General features: G+C 39.6%; 18 protein-coding genes and 1 riboswitch. Of the genes, 7 read left to right on the top strand and 11 right to left on the bottom strand.

Features of this window, described 5'->3' with window-relative positions; genetic code table 11:
- Nucleotides 1-8 precede the first annotated feature (8 nt).
- Both DFR63_RS06090 and DFR63_RS06085 read left to right on the top strand, forming a co-directional pair.
- Nucleotides 9-599 (top strand): TetR/AcrR family transcriptional regulator, encoded by a 591-nt coding sequence (locus tag DFR63_RS06090; protein WP_115885054.1) that lies wholly within the window; start codon nucleotides 9-11, stop codon nucleotides 597-599.
- Between the two features lie 121 nt (nucleotides 600-720).
- Entirely contained in the window at nucleotides 721-1,143 is a 423-nt protein-coding gene (locus DFR63_RS06085) for a universal stress protein (RefSeq protein ID WP_115885053.1), read from the top strand.
- Between the two features lie 40 nt (nucleotides 1,144-1,183).
- Here DFR63_RS06085 and DFR63_RS06080 read toward each other — a convergent pair whose 3' ends face one another.
- From DFR63_RS06080 to DFR63_RS06070, 3 genes are read right to left on the bottom strand one after another with little or no spacing between them, the layout of a single operon-like run.
- The gene (locus tag DFR63_RS06080; protein ID WP_115885052.1) at nucleotides 1,184-2,290 is read right to left on the bottom strand and encodes an ABC transporter ATP-binding protein; all 1,107 of its coding nucleotides are present in this window, start codon (nucleotides 2,288-2,290) and stop codon (nucleotides 1,184-1,186) included.
- A gap of 21 nt (nucleotides 2,291-2,311) precedes the next feature.
- Complete coding sequence (locus tag DFR63_RS06075; RefSeq protein WP_115885051.1) at nucleotides 2,312-3,154, bottom strand: carbohydrate ABC transporter permease; 843 nt, start codon at nucleotides 3,152-3,154, stop codon at nucleotides 2,312-2,314.
- Nucleotides 3,155-3,156: 2 nt separating this feature from the next.
- Complete coding sequence (locus DFR63_RS06070) at nucleotides 3,157-4,017, bottom strand: carbohydrate ABC transporter permease (protein ID WP_115885050.1); 861 nt, start codon at nucleotides 4,015-4,017, stop codon at nucleotides 3,157-3,159.
- Between the two features lie 116 nt (nucleotides 4,018-4,133).
- Between DFR63_RS06070 and DFR63_RS06065 the strand changes: the two genes are divergently transcribed.
- From DFR63_RS06065 to DFR63_RS06055, 3 genes are all read left to right on the top strand, one after another.
- Nucleotides 4,134-4,556, top strand: coding sequence for a universal stress protein (locus DFR63_RS06065; protein WP_115885049.1), 423 nt, complete (start codon nucleotides 4,134-4,136; stop codon nucleotides 4,554-4,556).
- Between the two features lie 33 nt (nucleotides 4,557-4,589).
- Entirely contained in the window at nucleotides 4,590-6,071 is a 1,482-nt protein-coding gene (gene mqo / locus DFR63_RS06060; protein WP_115885048.1) for a malate dehydrogenase (quinone), read from the top strand.
- Between the two features lie 215 nt (nucleotides 6,072-6,286).
- Nucleotides 6,287-7,954: an ABC transporter substrate-binding protein gene (locus DFR63_RS06055; protein WP_115885047.1), complete on the top strand. Its 1,668-nt coding sequence runs from the start codon at nucleotides 6,287-6,289 to the stop codon at nucleotides 7,952-7,954.
- 46 nt (nucleotides 7,955-8,000) lie between these two features.
- Here DFR63_RS06055 and DFR63_RS06050 read toward each other — a convergent pair whose 3' ends face one another.
- Together DFR63_RS06050 and DFR63_RS06045 are read right to left on the bottom strand one after the other, a co-directional pair.
- Nucleotides 8,001-9,185, bottom strand: coding sequence for an NAD(P)/FAD-dependent oxidoreductase (locus DFR63_RS06050; protein ID WP_115885046.1), 1,185 nt, complete (start codon nucleotides 9,183-9,185; stop codon nucleotides 8,001-8,003).
- 74 nt (nucleotides 9,186-9,259) lie between these two features.
- A complete protein-coding gene (locus DFR63_RS06045; protein ID WP_115885045.1) occupies nucleotides 9,260-10,393 on the bottom strand; it encodes a trans-sulfuration enzyme family protein in 1,134 nt (377 codons plus the stop codon).
- Between the two features lie 148 nt (nucleotides 10,394-10,541).
- Here DFR63_RS06045 and DFR63_RS06040 point away from each other — a divergent pair, with 148 nt between their 5' ends.
- A complete protein-coding gene (locus DFR63_RS06040) occupies nucleotides 10,542-10,832 on the top strand; it encodes a hypothetical protein (protein WP_115885044.1) in 291 nt (96 codons plus the stop codon).
- A gap of 34 nt (nucleotides 10,833-10,866) precedes the next feature.
- On the opposite strand, the gene DFR63_RS06035 is transcribed toward DFR63_RS06040, so the two are convergent.
- From DFR63_RS06035 to DFR63_RS06015, 5 genes are all read right to left on the bottom strand, one after another.
- Nucleotides 10,867-11,685: a MetQ/NlpA family ABC transporter substrate-binding protein gene (locus DFR63_RS06035; RefSeq protein WP_115885043.1), complete on the bottom strand. Its 819-nt coding sequence runs from the start codon at nucleotides 11,683-11,685 to the stop codon at nucleotides 10,867-10,869.
- Between the two features lie 19 nt (nucleotides 11,686-11,704).
- Nucleotides 11,705-12,355 (bottom strand): methionine ABC transporter permease, encoded by a 651-nt coding sequence (locus DFR63_RS06030; RefSeq protein WP_115885042.1) that lies wholly within the window; start codon nucleotides 12,353-12,355, stop codon nucleotides 11,705-11,707.
- The gene (locus DFR63_RS06025) at nucleotides 12,345-13,373 is read right to left on the bottom strand and encodes a methionine ABC transporter ATP-binding protein (protein ID WP_115885041.1); all 1,029 of its coding nucleotides are present in this window, start codon (nucleotides 13,371-13,373) and stop codon (nucleotides 12,345-12,347) included. Before DFR63_RS06025 ends, DFR63_RS06030 begins: the two co-directional genes overlap by 11 nt.
- Before the next feature lie 163 nt (nucleotides 13,374-13,536).
- A riboswitch (SAM riboswitch) is annotated at nucleotides 13,537-13,635 on the bottom strand.
- A gap of 89 nt (nucleotides 13,636-13,724) precedes the next feature.
- The gene (locus DFR63_RS06020; RefSeq protein WP_115885040.1) at nucleotides 13,725-14,312 is read right to left on the bottom strand and encodes an NUDIX hydrolase; all 588 of its coding nucleotides are present in this window, start codon (nucleotides 14,310-14,312) and stop codon (nucleotides 13,725-13,727) included.
- A 20-nt stretch (nucleotides 14,313-14,332) separates the two neighbouring features.
- On the bottom strand, nucleotides 14,333-15,067 hold the full coding sequence (locus DFR63_RS06015; RefSeq protein ID WP_115885039.1) for a DUF554 domain-containing protein: 735 nt from the start codon (nucleotides 15,065-15,067) through the stop codon (nucleotides 14,333-14,335).
- 198 nt (nucleotides 15,068-15,265) lie between these two features.
- Between DFR63_RS06015 and DFR63_RS06010 the strand changes: the two genes are divergently transcribed.
- The gene (locus DFR63_RS06010) at nucleotides 15,266-16,888 is read left to right on the top strand and encodes a MutS-related protein (protein ID WP_115885038.1); all 1,623 of its coding nucleotides are present in this window, start codon (nucleotides 15,266-15,268) and stop codon (nucleotides 16,886-16,888) included.
- A 146-nt stretch (nucleotides 16,889-17,034) separates the two neighbouring features.
- On the opposite strand, the gene DFR63_RS06005 is transcribed toward DFR63_RS06010, so the two are convergent.
- Nucleotides 17,035-18,159 (bottom strand): NADH-dependent flavin oxidoreductase, encoded by a 1,125-nt coding sequence (locus tag DFR63_RS06005; RefSeq protein ID WP_115885037.1) that lies wholly within the window; start codon nucleotides 18,157-18,159, stop codon nucleotides 17,035-17,037.
- Between the last annotated feature and the right edge of the window lie 31 nt (nucleotides 18,160-18,190).

Raw genomic sequence — 18,190 nt, 5'->3', positions numbered from 1 at the left:
GTTTATTTTTGAAAAAAGATTTAAGAGTACAGAAAACATTAAACGCAATTGACAGTGCCATCATTACCCTGCTTGAGAAAAAGCCGTTCGAAAGCATTACTATCCAGGACATCAGTTCAGAAGCTATGATTAACCGCGGAACATTTTATACTTATTATAAAGATAAATACGAACTGATAGAGAGTTATCAAAATTCGATGATGACGGATATTGAACAGCTGCTCTACAAAAATATTACAGGCAGCAGTTTTAAAGATGTGGATGAGAATGATCTTAACAATACTATTTTGAAGATGTTCCAGTATCTTAAAGATAACCGCAGACGCGTGCTCGTTATTGCTAACAGTCTTGGCAGTGGAGAACTTGCGAAATATTTTTCACAGCATATGTTTGACTTTTATAAGGTGAAAAGCAGAGAATTCGGTGTTGAACTGGATTCTGAAATATTTACTGATTATTTGATTACTTACATCACGAACGCCCATATCGGTGTACTTTTAAAATGGCTCAAAGGCGGCTGTGAAGAGTCAATTGAAGAGATGGCAATGTTTATTGAAACATTTACGATAAATGGTGTATTCAAAACCGTGGGAATCTGATATGCTAATTTGAATACTTTTGCGGAAGGTAAAATGTGTAAGTATTGAAACCAAGGGAATATTAATAAATGAAGCGTAAAAATTGATATAAAACATAATTAATATTAAAGGATGTGTAAGCATGTATAAAAAGATATTACTGCCCTATGATTTTGGGAATTCGTTTGAAAATGTACCAGGCCAGCTGGCGAAAATGACGGAGAACAGTGAAGGTGCGATTATAACGATTTTTAACGTTATAACTGAAAATGAGATGTCCAGTGATGTAAAATTCAACGGCAAGCGGTTCAATCAAATAAAAGAAGATAAAATTAAAGAAATGAAGCCTTTTACAGACGAATTGGAAAAACGCGATCTGGAATATGAAGTCCGTTTTGAAGTTGGCCGTGTTATCAACGAACTGTTAACTGAAATTAACAACCATGATTATGAAGTGGTAGTAATGAGCAACAAACGTTCTAAAAGGGATATTAAACATGTCCTTGGTCATGTAACTCATAAGGTCGCAAAACGCGTCAATACACCTGTGATGATTATCAAATAACAAAAAATGCCTGCTTACCGGTCGAGTAAGCAGGCATTTTTTAATTATCTGTAATTCTTTCTCCAGTATCGAAATCAAAGAAATGTCCTTTATCCATATCAAAGGCAAAGGTCATTGTGTCGCCGGGTTTATTTTGGTTACGCGCATCTACCCTTGCTACAATCTCTTCTCCTTCAAGTTCGGAGTAAATCATGAATTCCGAACCAAGCAGTTCATTCACCCTGACTTTTATATCGAACAGTGATGCTTCTTCCGGCTTAGAAAGCTGCTGATACTCCTGAACATTCTCAGGGCGGATGCCAAATTTAATTTTCTTGTCTGTATACCCATGCTCTTTCAGTATATGCTTGTCAGCTTCCGCAACCTTAATATTTGTATTGCCGATTTTTAAACGTTCCCCGTCGAATATACCATCGAATATATTCATAGAGGGTGAGCCAATAAATTGAGCAACAAATAAGTTGTTTGGCGTATTATAAACTTCCTGAGGTGCACCCACCTGCATAATTTCACCATTATTAAGAATAACAATTCTCGTTGCCATGGTCAGTGCTTCGGTCTGATCGTGGGTCACATAAACAGTCGTCGTTTTAAGGCGCTGGTGCAGCTTCATAATCTCGGCTCTCATCTGCACGCGCAATTTAGCATCCAGGTTCGACAAGGGTTCATCCATTAAGAAAACATCCGCTTCTCTGACAATAGCACGTCCGAGCGCAACACGCTGTCTTTGTCCTCCGGACAGTGCTTTCGGTTTTCTGTGCAGATATTCTGTCAGTCCGAGTATATCCGCTGCTTCTTCGACCTTTTGTTTGATTTCCTGTTTCGGCCGTTTTTTAATCTTCAGACCAAAGGCTATATTATCGTATACGGTCATATGCGGGTATAAAGCATAATTTTGAAAAACCATGGCAATGTCGCGGTTCTTAGGTGCTATCCCGTTCATTTTTTTATCATTGATATAAAATTCACCGTCAGTAATCTCTTCCAGCCCTGCCATCATTCGGAGAGTAGTAGATTTTCCGCAGCCTGAAGGACCGACAAATACGATAAACTCCCCTTCTTCTATGTCCAGATTAAAATCTTTGACGACGACAGGTCCAGAACTGTCATATTGTTTTTTTATATTTTTCAAATGTAATTGAGCCATAATTTTTCTCCTTAAATGTAGTTATTTTTCTTCTCTGTCTCCGAGAATATTAGAGCCTTGTATAAAGTATTTCTGAAAAAAGAAGAATAATATGATGACTGGTGCCAGGATCAGCAGTGATCCGACCATGAGGTAATTCCATTGTGTCGTTGACTGTTCCTGGAACACCTGCAGACCGAGCTGTAAAGTATATAATGACTCGTCGTTTAAGTATAACAGCGGACCGAGGAAGTCATTCCAGACGCCGTTGAATGAAAATATTGCCACTGTAAACAGCGCAGGTTTAACCATCGGCAGCGCAATTTTAAAGAAGATTTGAAAATGGTTGGCGCCTTCCAGTTTTGCTGCTTCGATATAAGTATCCGGCACGCCTTTAAAAAACTGTCTTAAAAGGAAGATGTTAAAAGCACTTCCAAGCAAGTGCGGAATGATTAACGGATAATATGTGTTCACGAGTCCGATTTTAGCAAATATTACATATTGCGGAATTAAAGTAACAAAACCGGGCAGCATCATCGTGGATAAAACGATAATAAACAGTGCTTTTCTGCCTTTGAACTTTATCTTGGCAAAACCGTAAGCGATAAAAGCATTAACAAATACATTAGCCAAGACGACTATAACCGTGATGACGGATGTATTAAGAAAGTATGTGCCAAAAGGAATGACATTAAATATTTCTATAAAATTGGAAAATTGTATGTCGTCGGGTATAAATGAAAACTCCCCCCGGTAAATCTCATCCATTGATTTTAAAGAAATGGAGAGCATCCAAAATAAGGGTGCCATCATAAAGAGGCTGCCGGCAATCAGCAGCAGGAAGTTAAATCCACGCCAAAATTTCATATTTTTAGAATCATACATAATCAATCATCCTCATAGTGAACCCAGTATTTTGCAAACCTAAAGTTAATCAATGTCAGAATCAGCACGATGATAAACAGGATCCAGGACATTGCCATGGCATAACCCATATCGAACACATTAAATGCTTTAATCCACATATGCAGGTTAAAAAACAGCAATGAATTCTCGGGAGATCCAGCACTGTCGGAGCTCATAATGTATGCTTCCTGGAAAATCTGAAACGAACCGATGGTACTTGTAATGACGTCAAAAAAAATAATGGGACTGATCATCGGCAAGGTCACTTTAAAAAACATCTGGACTCTGGATGCGCCTTCCATGACTGCTGCTTCGTATAATGTTTTAGAAATACCCTGCATGGCAGAAAGGTATAAAAGCATCGCTCCGCCTGCACTCCAGAGTTTCATGAGAATCAATGAAGGTTTTGCCCATCCTGCATCAAACAGCCAGTTGGGACCGCTGATACCGAACAAGCTGAGGAAGCTGTTGATAAGCCCTGTGGAGGGGTCTAACAGCTGCATCCATAAAAGGTAGACACCGACCCCGGACAAGATGGCAGGCAGGTAAAAGACTGTCCTGAAAAATTTCATTCCCGGTAAGTTCTGATTAACAAGCACAGATATAAAAATAGCGGCAATCGTCGTTAACGGTACTGAAAATATTACGAAATACAGTGTGTTGTAGAGAGAAGTCCAGAACAGACTGTCATGCAGAAACATTTCCTCGTAATTTTGGAAGCTTACAAAGTCCATCGTTGAAGTCACATTATAGTTGGTAAAACTTCCGTACAGAGAGAAAAGCATCGGCCCGAGAATCAGACCTAAAAACCCGATTATCCAAAACAGGTAAATAGTTTTCATGATATTATAAGTGAATTAAGGGTATAATATTGCAAAAGTATAACGTTTGGCTTTAATATTAAATTAAATGAGGAATGTAACAGAGTTGTTTTTAATATTAGAAAGGATGTGTTTTTTTGTATAAAAAGATTTTACTTCCATATGATTTTGGAAACTCATTTACGAATGTGCCGAAACAGCTGGAGAAACTGACGGATAACAGCAAGGAGTCCATCATTACAATATTTAATGTAATAACAGAAAGTGAGATGGCGGATAATGTGAAGTATCAGGGCAAACACTTCGATGATATTGCAAAAGAAAGAGTCGAAGACCTTAAACCATTTACAGACAAGCTCGATGAGTGCGGTTTAAATTATAAAATTCATTTCGCCACTGGACGTATTCTTGCAGAACTAAAAAAAGAAATTGAAACAAATGATTATGAAATTGTAGTAATGAGCAATAAACGTTCTAAAAAGGACATCAAGCATGTTCTCGGCCATGTTACGCATAAGGTGGCAAAACGTGCAAATATACCGGTTATGATTATAAAATAACTTTTGATTAATAAAGAAGAAAGCTGGCTAAACATGGATAATAACTCATCTAAAAGCATCATATTAATCGGGGCGGGAATTATGAGTACAACACTCGGTTCCTTTCTCAGAGATTTAGAGCCCGGATGGAATATTAAACTGTTTGAACGGCTGGATGCTCCCGGGAATGAAAGTTCTCATGAAACAAATAACGCGGGAACAGGACATGCTGCATTATGTGAATTAAATTATACTGTTGAGCAAAAAGACGGTTCTATTGATATCGGGAAAGCGAAAGCAATTAATGAACAATTTGAGATTTCCAAACAGTTCTGGTCTTATTTAATTAAGAATAATTATATAAGGAACCCGAAAGAATTCATTCGCCCGCTGCCTCATATCAGTTTTGTCATGGGCAGAGGTAATGTAGATTTTCTAAAACGGCGCTATGAAGCCCTCATGACGCATCCTATGTTCCGTAATATGGAATATACAGAAGATAATAATAAACTGAAACAGTGGATACCGTTGATGATGAATGGCCGGGAATCAGGAGAGCCTGTAGCTGCAAGTAAAATCGATGACGGTACCGATGTTAATTTTGGGGAATTAACGCGTAAAATGGCACGCAATATTAATGAACATGATAATGCTGCTGTTTATTACCGTCATGAAGTTTTAGATTTTAGACAGCTGGAAAATAAGAGATGGGAAGTTAAAATCCGCAATCTTGAGGAAGATAAAATTGAATACCACACTGCAGACTATATTTTCATCGGGGCGGGCGGACATGCAATTCCTCTGCTGCAGAAAACAAAAATACCTGAAAGCAGACATCTGGGCGGATTCCCAATCAGCGGTGCTTTTTTAGTCTGCAACAATCCTGAGGTGGTCAGCCGTCATAATGCTAAAGTTTATGGTAAAGAACCGTACGGAACACCCCCAATGACAGTACCTCACTTAGACAGACGCTATATCCAGGGACAGGAGAGTCTGCTGTTCGGACCCTTTGCGGCCATAGGACCGAAGTTTTTAAAATATGGTTCGAATCTGGATCTCTTTAAATCCATCAATGCGGATAATCTTCTGACGATGGCTTCGGCAGGTGCTAAAAATATTCCGCTGGTGAAATATTCAATCCAGCAGGTGCTGATGCGTAAAGCCGATAGAATGAAAGAACTCAGAAGATTTGTTCCTGAGGCGAAAGACGAGGACTGGGATATTCATATCGCAGGTAAACGTGTGCAAGTCATTAAAGATACAAAAGAGCATGGTAAAGGTTTCATTCAGTTTGGTACGGAAGTGGTCAGTTCAGAAGATAACTCTGTGATAGCTCTTCTGGGTGAATCACCAGGCGCATCAGTGTCAGTTTCAGTTGTGCTCGAAGTATTTAGACAGAGTTTCCCGGAATACACTGAAAAATGGGAAACAAAATTAAAAGAAATGATACCCTCTTACGGACAGTCATTAATTGAAGACAGCGACTTGCTTGAGAAAGTCAGAAAAATGTCATCAGAAGAGCTGGAACTCAAATAAAAGCGAACCGGGACAACTTTGTCCCGGTTTTTGTATGATTTCAGAGTTTGGCCGGCCAAAGAGCATAGCTTTCACTTCTTCAGACCAGCCTTTATAAGATTTAACTGCATTCCTTTAAAATATAAATAGCATTTATAACTTATTCATTATATAATTTTAAATATTCAAACTATTTTAAGAGGATACAAAATTAAATAATATTAGGGGGTACTGCTATGTTTAAAAAGCTGTTATTACTGTTTACGCTGCTGGTCCTATCAGTCGCTGCGGCCTGTTCTAATGATGAAACTGCTGAGATAGACGGAGACGAATCTGCTGAAGAAGCTAAAACCGGCGATATCGTTGTTGGGTTTGACCAGGATTTATCGACTATAGATCCTCATGGAACTAACGATGTTAATGCGATACAAGTCAGGCGTCATCTGTATCAGACGCTTGTCGCTCGGGAACTTGATATGTCCCGAAAGCCCGGCCTTGCTGCAGAATGGGAGCAGACAGACGAAACTACGTGGAACTTTAAATTAGCTGAAGGTGTAACGTTTCATAACGGCTCTGAATTTACTGCGGACGATGTAAAGGCATCGCTCGAACGTGTACAGGATCCGAGCATCAGTGCTCCTACCGTGTTCCTTTTCGAAATGATTGAAGATATTGAAATTGTGAATGATTATGAACTGAATATTACTACCTCATATCCATTTGCCCCGCTGCCTGATAATCTAGCGCACACGGCAGCAAGTATTATGAGTAAAGAAAGTATCGATGCTGATTATCAAAATGCTATTGATCAGGCAGGATTAGAAATAACGGCAGAAGATTATTACGAGCTGCGTGATGCAGGCAGTCAAGAGTTTACAGACGTTTCCGACCAGATTTCAGAGCATACCGGCACTTATATTTCAGAAAACCCGGATGGAACCAACTATGTTAAGTTTAAAGCGAGAGCACCGGGACAGAATATAGAATTTGAAAGATTTGAAGATTTTTCAGGAGAAAGCAATATTGATAACCTGACATTTGTTATTATTCCTGAGTCAGGTTCGATGATGGCAGAATTGGAATCCGGCGGGATAAATATTACCACACCTGTAGATATGGCCATGATGGACAGGGTTCAAAACAGTGACAGCACTGAATTTGTTGAAGCGGAATCCTTGAGAACCAACTATCTTGGATTCAATACAGAAAAAGAACCGTTTGATGATGTGAAAGTGCGTCAGGCTATTGATTTTGCGATTGACAGAGAAGAATTAAAAGAAGGTATATATAACGGTCAAGCTGCAATTCCGAACAGCATGGTTTCCTCAAGTGTCTTTGGTTATGATGAGGAATTACCCGAAGTTCAACAGGATATGGAGAAAGCGCAGGCTGCACTTAGTAAATCAAATTACGCTGACGGCTTCGATGCAACTATCTGGGTCAATGACAGTCAGGATTTAATTGATTCGGCAGTGTATATTCAGGAACAGCTTAAAGAATTAAATATCAATATTACAATTGAACAATATGAAATGGCGACATTTATGGAACGTTTAGGACAGGGTCAGCATGATATGTTCCTGCTCAGTTTCACAGCATCTACCGGCGATGCGGATTATCTGTTATCTGCGCTGACACTCAGCACTAATAGAGGTTTTGGCGGCAACAGGGCATTCTATACGAACGAAGATGTTGATGCTGCACTTGAGAGTGCACGCAGTGCAACAGAAGATGCGGACAGACTGGCAAGGTATACAAATATCCATAATATGCTTCGTGAAGATGTGCCGTATGCACCTTTAGTTCATCCAAATATGACTTTGGCGTATAATACAGCTCAGCTTGACAATGTCGAGCTTGATGCAGCGGGTTATATCAGACTTGAAAACCTTACTTTTAAATGACAAAACAGCACTGCCGCCAGTTAGCGGCAGTGCTGTTTTTCTTAAGTTATGATTTACCTTTCAATAAGGCATACCAGTACATAATCGGCAGCATATTCTTTTTAAACTGATAAAAAATTATCTTATCATCAGCCTGATTCAGGAAAGTCGTTTCTTTCGGCTTCCTTTCATAACCGAATTCAGCAAGAATCAGCTCACCGTATTCAGTGGCGATGGGACAGGCTGTTCTGCCGTCATATTTATGAGTGGGTTCCTGATCACTCATACGCTCGATTAGATTATCGACGAGCACCGGCAGCTGTTTTCTGACAGCAGCACCCATTTTTACTGTCGGCAGGCTCGATGAATCGCCAAGGGAAAATACAGTAGTGTATTTTTTGTGCATCATCGTGTGTTTATCAACATCCACCCAGCCTTCTTCATCCAGCAGGCCGGAGTTTTTTAAAACTGAAGGACCATGCATCGGCGGTGTAATAACGAGCATTTCAAAAGGTAAAGTATGTGTTTCGCCAGTATGTGTATTTTTGAATACCGCCTGTTTCTGTTCACCTTTAACCTCAATCAGTTCTTCGTTCAGTTTGTAATCTATATGTTTTTCTTCCATTTGACTAATTAAACTGTCGTTATATTTCTTTACTTCAAACAGTTCTTCCCGCCCGCTTCTAAAGATTATATCGATGTTACGATTCTGCTGTTTGATAAAATCATCCATTGTAAACAGCGAGTTTTCTGCAGAAACACCGCCTTTAATTTTTGCTTCTGGCTTGGTTACGATGATGTTGCCGGATTTTGTGTTTTTAAGTGATTCGTAGGTGTATTCAACGAGATTATATAAATAATTAGTACATACGCCGTTGTGTCCAAGGCACGCCCGTGCACCTTTAATTGCATCGTAGTTAAGTTCGATACCAAGAGCGACGATTAAAAAATCGTAACTGATGAGGGTTTCATCAGCCGTTACTTCACGTTTAACAGGGTCTACCTCTTTTACTGCTGCCTGGAGCCAGCGTGCTCCCTTTGGTATGACTTTTTCCATTGGTTTCCAGGTTGAATCCAGCTTTTCGTCACCGCTGCCAACGAGCGGCCATGCAGGCTGGAAATAATGATAGTCGCCCGGTTCTATAATTAAAACATCATCTTTTACATCTTTCTTTTTAGAGAGTATGCGGCTTGCGGTTGAAATACCACCGGTCCCTCCGCCGAGAATAACTAATTTATAGTGCTTCCTCATAAGAACACCTCCGTGTTATTGGAAATATTCCCGTTTACACAGAGGTTATTCATAATATAATTTATTATTATGTTTTATATTTCCGACAATGCCTGATTCAGATCTTCTATTAAATCTTTTACATTTTCGAGACCGATTGATAAGCGCAGCAAGTTAGCCGGTGCTTTCGTCAGTTCCTGTTCTACTGAAGCCCTATGTTCTATATAGCTGTGTGTGCCGCCGAGACTGGTGGCCTGTGTGAAGATTTTAACTGTATTGGCTATTTGAAGTGCATCGGAATCATTTCCTTTGACCTGAAATGACATCAGGCCGCCGAAATCGCGCATTTGTTCTGCTGCAATGCTGTGCCCCGGATGACTCGGGAGGCCGGGGTAATGTACAGCTTCAACTTTTTCGTGCTGGCTTAAAAATTCAGCGATTACTTTAGCATTTGAACAGTGTACAGACATTCTTGCGGATAAAGACTGTACCCCGCGCAGTGCCAGCCAGCAGTCAAATGATGACGGTACTGCACCTTTCGCGTGCTGCCATGTTCTAAGACGGTTAAGCATCGGACTGTCTTCTTTTGCGACAACAGCGCCGAGTAATAAGTCGCTGTGTCCGCCGATATACTTGGTGACCGAATGAAGTGAAAAATCTGCACCCAGAAGAAGCGGGTTTTGAAGTACAGGTGTTGCGGTTGTATTGTCCACAACAGTCACTGCTCCTGCTTTTTCAGCTATTTTTACGACTTCAGCAATGTCAGTAACTTTAATTTGCGGATTTGAAGGTGTTTCAATCCAGACTATACCCGTTGCTTTGCTTTCTACTGCCTGACTCAGCTGGTCAAGATTTTTCATATCCACTGCAGTAATATCAAAGCTTTTGCCCAGATCAGTTTCTTCAAGTAAAGTGAGCACACCGAAATACATATCATCCGGCAGAATAATTCTCCGGGGTTTATCTTCAGGCAGAACTTCCATGATTGCTGAAATTGCAGCCATCCCGGATGAAAATGTTACGCAATCATGTCCTTGTTCAAGCGCGGTCAGACATTCTTCCAAAGAACGGCGGTTCGGGTTATCGCCGCGGCTGTACATAAAACCGTCGGTATAAGAACCGTCAGCAGACCGTTCGTATGTAGTAGACAAGTGAATTGGTGTTGTCACTGCCCCCGTGACTGGGTCGACTTGTCTGCCGGCATGGATTGCTTTCGTTTCAAAGCGCATATATATCCCTCATTTTTAAGTTTATATAAATCAGTATACAGATGACTTTTATAATTATCTATAAATTCAGACAAATTCGCTATGAAAACAGATGATTGTTTCTCGTGAAAAAGGGTAAACTAATAAAAATACCGGGAGGAGTTTTTTGATGGAAATTAAAAATATCAAACCGGAAGCAATACCGGACTTTGAACAGCAGCTGCAGCTTGAAAAAATAAAGTATTTAACACTGTGCACAGAAGAAGGCATCATCGCCTACCTTGCCGGTACAATCAGCCCAAACGATAATGAAATCGATGTGCATTATAATTTTACGGAAGACTTTAATGAGCCTGTAGCAAAACAGATGTACGACTCATTTATGAAACATAATATCAGTGAAGATATAACGTTTAACCCTCAAAGTGAAAAGGAAGAAGTCTTTATAGAATCGATGTAAATTAAAAGCTCCCAATTAAGGGAGCTTATTTGTTTTACCAGCCGATATCATTTAATTCAAGTACTGTCGGGATTAAAGCACCGGCATATTCTTCTTCAATAAATTCAGCAGTATCTTCTTCCTGATAAAGTTCTGCAACTCTGTTATATGTTTCATTCTCCGCATCTTCACTATTAGCAGCGATAATATTTACATAATCAGTTGCTGTGTCATCTTCGCGGTAAATAGAGTCGTTAATCGGGTGCAGATTTGCATCTTTGGCAATTCCGTTATTAATTACACCGAGATCCACATCTCCTAAGGCACGTGGAATTTGTGCCGGTGCGACTTCTTCAAACTGATAATCATTCGGGTTGTCAACGATTGCATTTTCAATCGAATCAAGACCGTTATAATCTTCGACGAGCGTAATTAAACCAGCATCCTCAAGCAGCATCAGAGCACGTCCCTGGTTGGATACATCATTCGGCAGTGCGATTGTGCCGCCGTCCGGAATGTCATTAACGTCTGTCAGTGAGTCAGAGTAAATGCCCATTGGGGCAAGATTCGTTGTGGCAATCGGTACTAAATCCAGATTTCTTTCCTGGATAAATTCATCAAAATACGCGACAGTCTGAAATGAGTTTAAGTCTATTTCACCGTCAGCAAGTGCAGTATTAGGCTGTACGTAATCATTAAATGAAACAATCTCGATTTCAATATCCTCTTCTGCAGCTTTCTCTGCTACATAATCCCATACTGCTGTGTCTGTTCCGCTGATGCCGATAGTGACTTTTTCTTTACCGCCGTCACCGCAGGCCGAAAGCACAATCCCTATTAAAAGCAAACTGGTAAATAAAATGACTTTTTTCATAATTTATATCCTCCTGTTATTATCTTCTTCTTACAACTCTTGCGAGCTTGTTGCCTGCTGACTGCAGACCCTGCACCATAATAATTAATATGACGACTGTAATCAGCATTGTGATCGTATCGAATCTTTGGTAACCGTACGTGATTGCCAGGTCCCCGATGCCGCCGCCTCCGACCGTGCCGGCCATGGCAGATGCACCGACCAGGCCTATAATGGAAATAGTGAAATTTACAATGAGAGAACCGAGAGCTTCCGGAAGAACGAATTTTATAATTGTCTGCATTGGTGTTGCTCCCATCGCATCGGCCGCTTCCAGTACTCCTTCGTCGACTTCAAGCAGAGAACTCTCCACGAGCCTTGAGATATAAGGTCCGGCAAAGAAAACCATCGGTACAATCGCAGCTTCGGTTCCGATAGAAGTTCCTACGATAAATTTTGTAACCGGAATTATTGCCACAAGCAGGATGATGAACGGCAGTGATCTGAAGACATTAATCACTGCATTCAGTATTGTAAAAACAGCTTTATTTTCTAAAATCTGACCGGGTCTAGTGACGTATAACAGAATGCCGAGCGGCAGCCCGAGTATAATCGAGAAAATAAACGAAATACTGACCATCTGCACGGTTTCTAAAAATGCCCCCAGTATTGTATTCCAGCTAACCAGCATATGTATTCACCTCACTGTAATGAACATTGTTTTCTTCTAAATAAAGTAATGCTTTTTCGAGTTCGGGGGCTGAACCGTCGAACTGAACGATTAAATTGCCAAACGGTATACCCTGCAGCTCAGTGATATTGCCGAACAGCACATTCACATTTAAATCGTAAAGCTTGCTGATTTGTGATAGGTACGGTTTCACTGCGAGCTGATTAATGAAATTGATTCTGTAAATATACTGACCGTCGCTTTCCTGCACCAGGTCTTGCACGTAATTCGGCAGCTCTGTCTGCATCACTGTATTAACAAACCGTCTGCCGGTTTCTGTTTCAGGGTTAGAAAAAACATCGAAGACAGAGCCGCGTTCAATAATTTTACCGTTCTCCATTACTGCAACTTTATGACAAACATCGCGGATAACGGACATTTCGTGAGTAATCAGCAAGATTGTAATATTGTATTCCTTATTAATCTTTCTAAGGAGTTCGAGTATGGACTCTGTTGTCTGCGGATCCAATGCAGACGTTGCTTCATCACACAGCAGAATTGACGGATTGGTTGCAAGTGCCCGGGCAATACCGACACGCTGCTTTTGGCCTCCGGACAACTGGTCTGGATACTGTGACGCTTTATCCGACAGGCCGACAAAATCAAGCAGTTCAGTAACACGCGCTTTGATTTCATTTTTCGGTGTCTTATTTAAAATTAGCGGCATAGCAACATTCGTATATATCGTTTTTGAATTTAAAAGATTAAAATGCTGAAAAATCATACCGATTCGTTTTTTTATTACTCTCAGTTCTGACGGTGTGAGTGAAGTTAAATCTTTACCGTCGACTATAACTTTCCCTTCTGTAACACTTTCCAGCTGGTTGACACAGCGGATCAAAGTACTTTTTCCTGCGCCGCTGTATCCGACGACACCGTATATTTCTCCGGCATCGACTTTGAAATTAATATTATCCAGAGCATGAACTGGTGCTTCGATGCCTGGATACGTTTTATCTACATCGATAAACTCAATCATTAAAAAACGCCCCTTAAACATAGTTAAATAGTATGAATTAAAAAATGTAATAAAAATACACCAGTATATAACAGGTGTTTTTTTTAAAAAACCAGATATACATTCCTGAAAAAGAAAATAACCTCTTCTTAAAATATAAGAAGAGGCCGATGTATATTCGCTCTTCTCATCTTTTAGCATGATGCTACAGGATTTGGCACAGTACATTAAGTCTGTTGCCGAGATTTCACAGGGCCAGTCCCTCCATCTCTCTTGATAAGAAAATAAGTTATTTGATTATTTAATTTAAACTAACTATAGGACACAGCAGAATTAATGTCAAGACGGAATCTGAAATTAATTTCAGATGAATTAAAGAGCATACTGTTTGATACTATTTATGACAAAGGTTATATAGCTGTTCTCATGCGGAACAAAATTAGCTCTGCTAATCAGTTTATCTTTAATATTGCTCGAGTATAATTCTTCAGACCACAGTTTTTCAAACACAGGCAATTCAATTTTGAAAATATCAGATACCTCGGCATCCATAAATACATAATCAGGTGTGGTATTTTCCGGAATCTTATATATAAATACATGGCATAGTTCTCTGTCGATAAAATCATCAATAATAATTTCATCCGGTACTGCACCTGTATAAATTAAATCGTTTAGTGTAAGACTAATACCCAGTTCTTCTTTAATTTCCCGGACACCATCTTTAACGTTTTCATCAGAATTTAAATGTCCAGCTGCTGTAATATCTAACATATTTGCAAAGTCTTTCTTGTCAGGACTTCGAAGCTGAAAGTGGATGAAGATTCTGCCGTCTTCTTTACTTAGGAACCAGCAATGAAATGTTTCATGCCAAAGACCTTTTTGGTGTACTTCAACCCTTGAAGCTGTCCCTTTTAATGTTCCTTCAGAATCAAATATCTTAAGAAGTTCGTTTTCCATATTGCACCACTCCCCGTAGACTAAAACATCTGTACAAAGAACAAACTGATTGTTTCCCAGTAATATTGAATGACTACGAATAGTACTGTAAATAATATCGCAGGCAGCATATTCGCGACTCTTATATTCATCAGACCGAGCAGTCTGATCCCAATCGCAATAATCATTACACCGCCAGTGCCTGTAATCGCGATAATAATATCATCCATCAGATCAGGCTGGATGAAGCGGTTGATTTGAGAGGCTGATAAGGCGATAGCTCCCTGAAACAGAAAGACAGAGATGGCTGAGAACATAATACCAACACCCATGGTGGATGTCAGGAAAATAGCGAGCACCCCGTCGATTAAAGCTTTTGTCAGCAGTACGGTGTGATCATTTCTGAGTCCGCTGTCGAGAGCACCGATAATACTGACAGCTCCGACGACATACACTAATGTAGCGGTAACAAAGGCAGCAGCTGCTCCGCCTTCTGTTGCTCCGGTTTTTGTTTCGAGCCAGATGCCGAAGTGATTCATTTTATCTTCAATATCCCATTTTTCACCCAACATGGAACCAAGTGCCAGGCTCGCAACAACGATAATAAGTATACTGTTGGCTTCTAGGGCCATATCAATTCCGATGACGAGTACGGTAATAGACAAAGCCTGGAGAATGGTTGATTTCATATTTTCATTAATGTTTCTCCAAAACAAACCGATGAAGCTGCCTAAAATAATAGCCAGGGCATCTACGATAGTTCCAAACAGCACCATGTCCAATTCCTCCTCATCTATAAATATCTAACTTAATATATCACAAGGAACACGGCGGTTATATATAAAATCAACTATCCGGAATAGTTGGACAGTTTATAAATATTTTATTTGATTTATAACTTTACAGTAATAATTTCGTATATATTTATATTAATGATAAAATTATTAATAGTTAATTAGACATCTGAGAGAAAGGTGATTATTATTCAACTGCTCTATCTTTTTATCACTGTAATGAGTTTAATTATAATTATTTCCCTGGTAATAAAAATATATGAGTTCTTTAAACTGAAGAAAGTTGTTAAGACTCTGTGGTACAGACAGGAAAGACTGAAGACAACTGCAGAATATTATATTCATTATCATAACTATTTCGTTAATATTATGGAAAATGAATATACTGCTGACAGAAACGTTGTGGATGATGAAACTTGGAATGATCTCGATATAAGCGAATTGATGGCGAAGATAAATTATACATTTACAACGATAGGAACGGAGCTTCTCTATGCAGTGCTGCGCAATTCAACAGAAAAGAATGTTATAAATGAAGACTTATTGCATAAAATAAAACACGATGCTGACTTTCGTGAAAAGATCTCATACCGCTTAGCGAAGCTTGGGAAATCGGGAAATTCTAACACGAGTAAGTTTATGTATGAATTAGTGCCGGTGAAACAATATCATCCGATATTTATACTGTTTTCATTTATGCCGATTATCGGCGTGTTTTTATTTTTTATCAATCCTTACATATCTTTACTGACTATCCTTTCAGGATTTGTAATTAATGCTTACTTATCTCATAAGCATAAAGGCGGAACCGGGTTTGATTACACAGATATTTTTTATGCTATCAATATTATTGTTACTGCGGGTAAATTAGATTCGAAATTCAACAGTAAAGGTCTGAAGCGGCTGTCGTTAATGAGTCCTCTTTTTGTTAACGACGACAGCGCAGGAGAAATGAATATGGCTGTTCAAGCTTTCTCTGCCTTTAAATTAATGTTCTTAGTAGATTATCATTTGTATCATCTGTTCAATCGTACGATTAACAAAAACCATGAGCTTTATAAAGAAGGATGGCATTACACAGCTGAGCTTGATCTTCATTACAGCCTGGCAATGTGGAGAGAAACACTGCCGTATTACTCTCTTCCGGAAAGAGAAGAAGCTTCGTATTTGCAGACTGAAGGACTATATCACCCGCTTGTAGTGGCTGCTGTAGATAATGATTTGAAGTTTGCGAATGATATTCTGCTGACGGGCTCAAACGCAGCGGGCAAATCAACATTTATGAAAGCGCTCGGCGTGAATGTCATAACGAGTAACGGACTGAACACTTCCACAAGTGAATTATTTAAATACACACCAGGTAAAGTAATATCTTCGATGGAAATTACAGACAGCGTTATCGAAGGAGACAGCTATTTTATCAGTGAAGTGAAAGCATTGAAGCGGATTGTTGATGAAGTTGAAGATTTTGAAGGAAAGGTTTACTGTATTATTGATGAAATATTTAAAGGAACTAATACGGTAGAAAGACTAGCTGCGGGTGAGGCTCTTTTAAGATATCTGCATGAGAAAGAGAACCTTTATTTGATTGCGGCAACACATGATATGGAGCTAACAGATTTACTGATTGGCGAGTTTGACTTCTATCATTTCAGTGAGGAACTTCTTGATGATGATATCGAATTTGATTACAAACTTAAAGACGGTATTGCAACAAGCTCCAATGCTATTGAATTACTAAGGTTATATGGATTTCCAGAGAAAGTGTATAAAGAATCGAGGAATAAAGTAGATAACACATAGCGTTACAAAATAACGCTATGTGTTATAACGGCTCTATGATGGGGTTTTAAGCTTTTTTATCTTGGAATCTTAAAGCGAAGTATAAAAAGAGTTTTAAATATAAAACATCCCAGACTTTTTATGTCCGGGATATTTTTGTATCTTATTTATTTTTTCGGCATCGGGTAAAACCCTTTGTCGAGCTGCCCCCATAATAATTCAGGAAGGTCGTATTTATCTTCTCTGTCCCGGTCAAAGTATTCAAAGATTTCATCTTCTCTGCCTTCTTTAATTTTACTGATAAAATTGTAATCGAGCAGTAAAACTCTGCCGAGCGCAATCATTTCCATATTACCTTCTTCTATTGCACGGAGTGCCTGGTCTGCAGTAAAGACTGAACCGATTCCAATGAGCGGCATCTGGCCGTCAATCCACTGATGAAGTAATTCTATACGTTCGATATCCTTATATTTTCCTTTACGTGTCTCAGAATGCACTTCGCTTAGTGAAGCGTGTAAATAATCAATTGGTTTTTCAACCAGCTTGCCGATCAGCTCTTTTGTAGTCTCCATGCGGATACCAGGAGTTTCTTTCTCTTCAGGTGAGAAACGGTAGCCGATGATGAAATCATCTTCAGCATATTTCTCTTTGGCTTTTGTTACTGCGTCGACAATCTCCATTGCGAACAGAAAAGGATCTTCGCCCCACTTATCAGTACGCTTATTAAAATACGGAGAAACGAACTGATGAATAATATAATGGTTGGCACCATGTATTTCAACACCGTCAAATCCTGCTTCAGCGGCTCTTCTTGTGGCCTCGCCAAAAGCTTTTATTGTTTCTAAGATTTCCTCTTCTGTAATTTCGCGTACTTCATGCGGTTCTGTTTCATCAAAACTCTGCATTGTCATTGAACTCGGTCCTGCAGAGTCAGCTCCTGGTGTTAAACGCGGAATCGCCTGAGCACCGCCGTGGTGGATTTGAAGAATAGCTTTCGCGCCGTTTTCTTTCATGGCATCTGCAAGACGTGTTAATCCTTCTATATCCGAGTCGCGGACCACTGACGGCTGGCCGGGGAATGCTTTCCCGAGGTCCTTTACGTTTGATGCAGCGGAAATAGACAGACCGACATCTTTAGAACGCAGGCGCATATATTCAATTTCAGTATCGGAAACCGTACCGTCATCATGTGAAGAAATGTGTGTCATAGGTCCGAGCGCAAATTTATTCTTTAATTCGACTCCATTTTTAAGTGTCACTTTCTCGAATAAAGTCTTGTATTTATTGTTCATATAGATAAAATCCTCCAGTAAGCATTAGTGA

Origin of the sequence: Jeotgalicoccus halotolerans (assembly GCF_003387165.1) — a bacterium.
Classification (GTDB): Bacteria; Bacillota; Bacilli; order Staphylococcales; family Salinicoccaceae; genus Jeotgalicoccus; species Jeotgalicoccus halotolerans.
The sequence above is the reverse complement of the archived record's forward strand: the minus strand, read 5'-3'. Positions and strand labels throughout refer to the sequence as shown.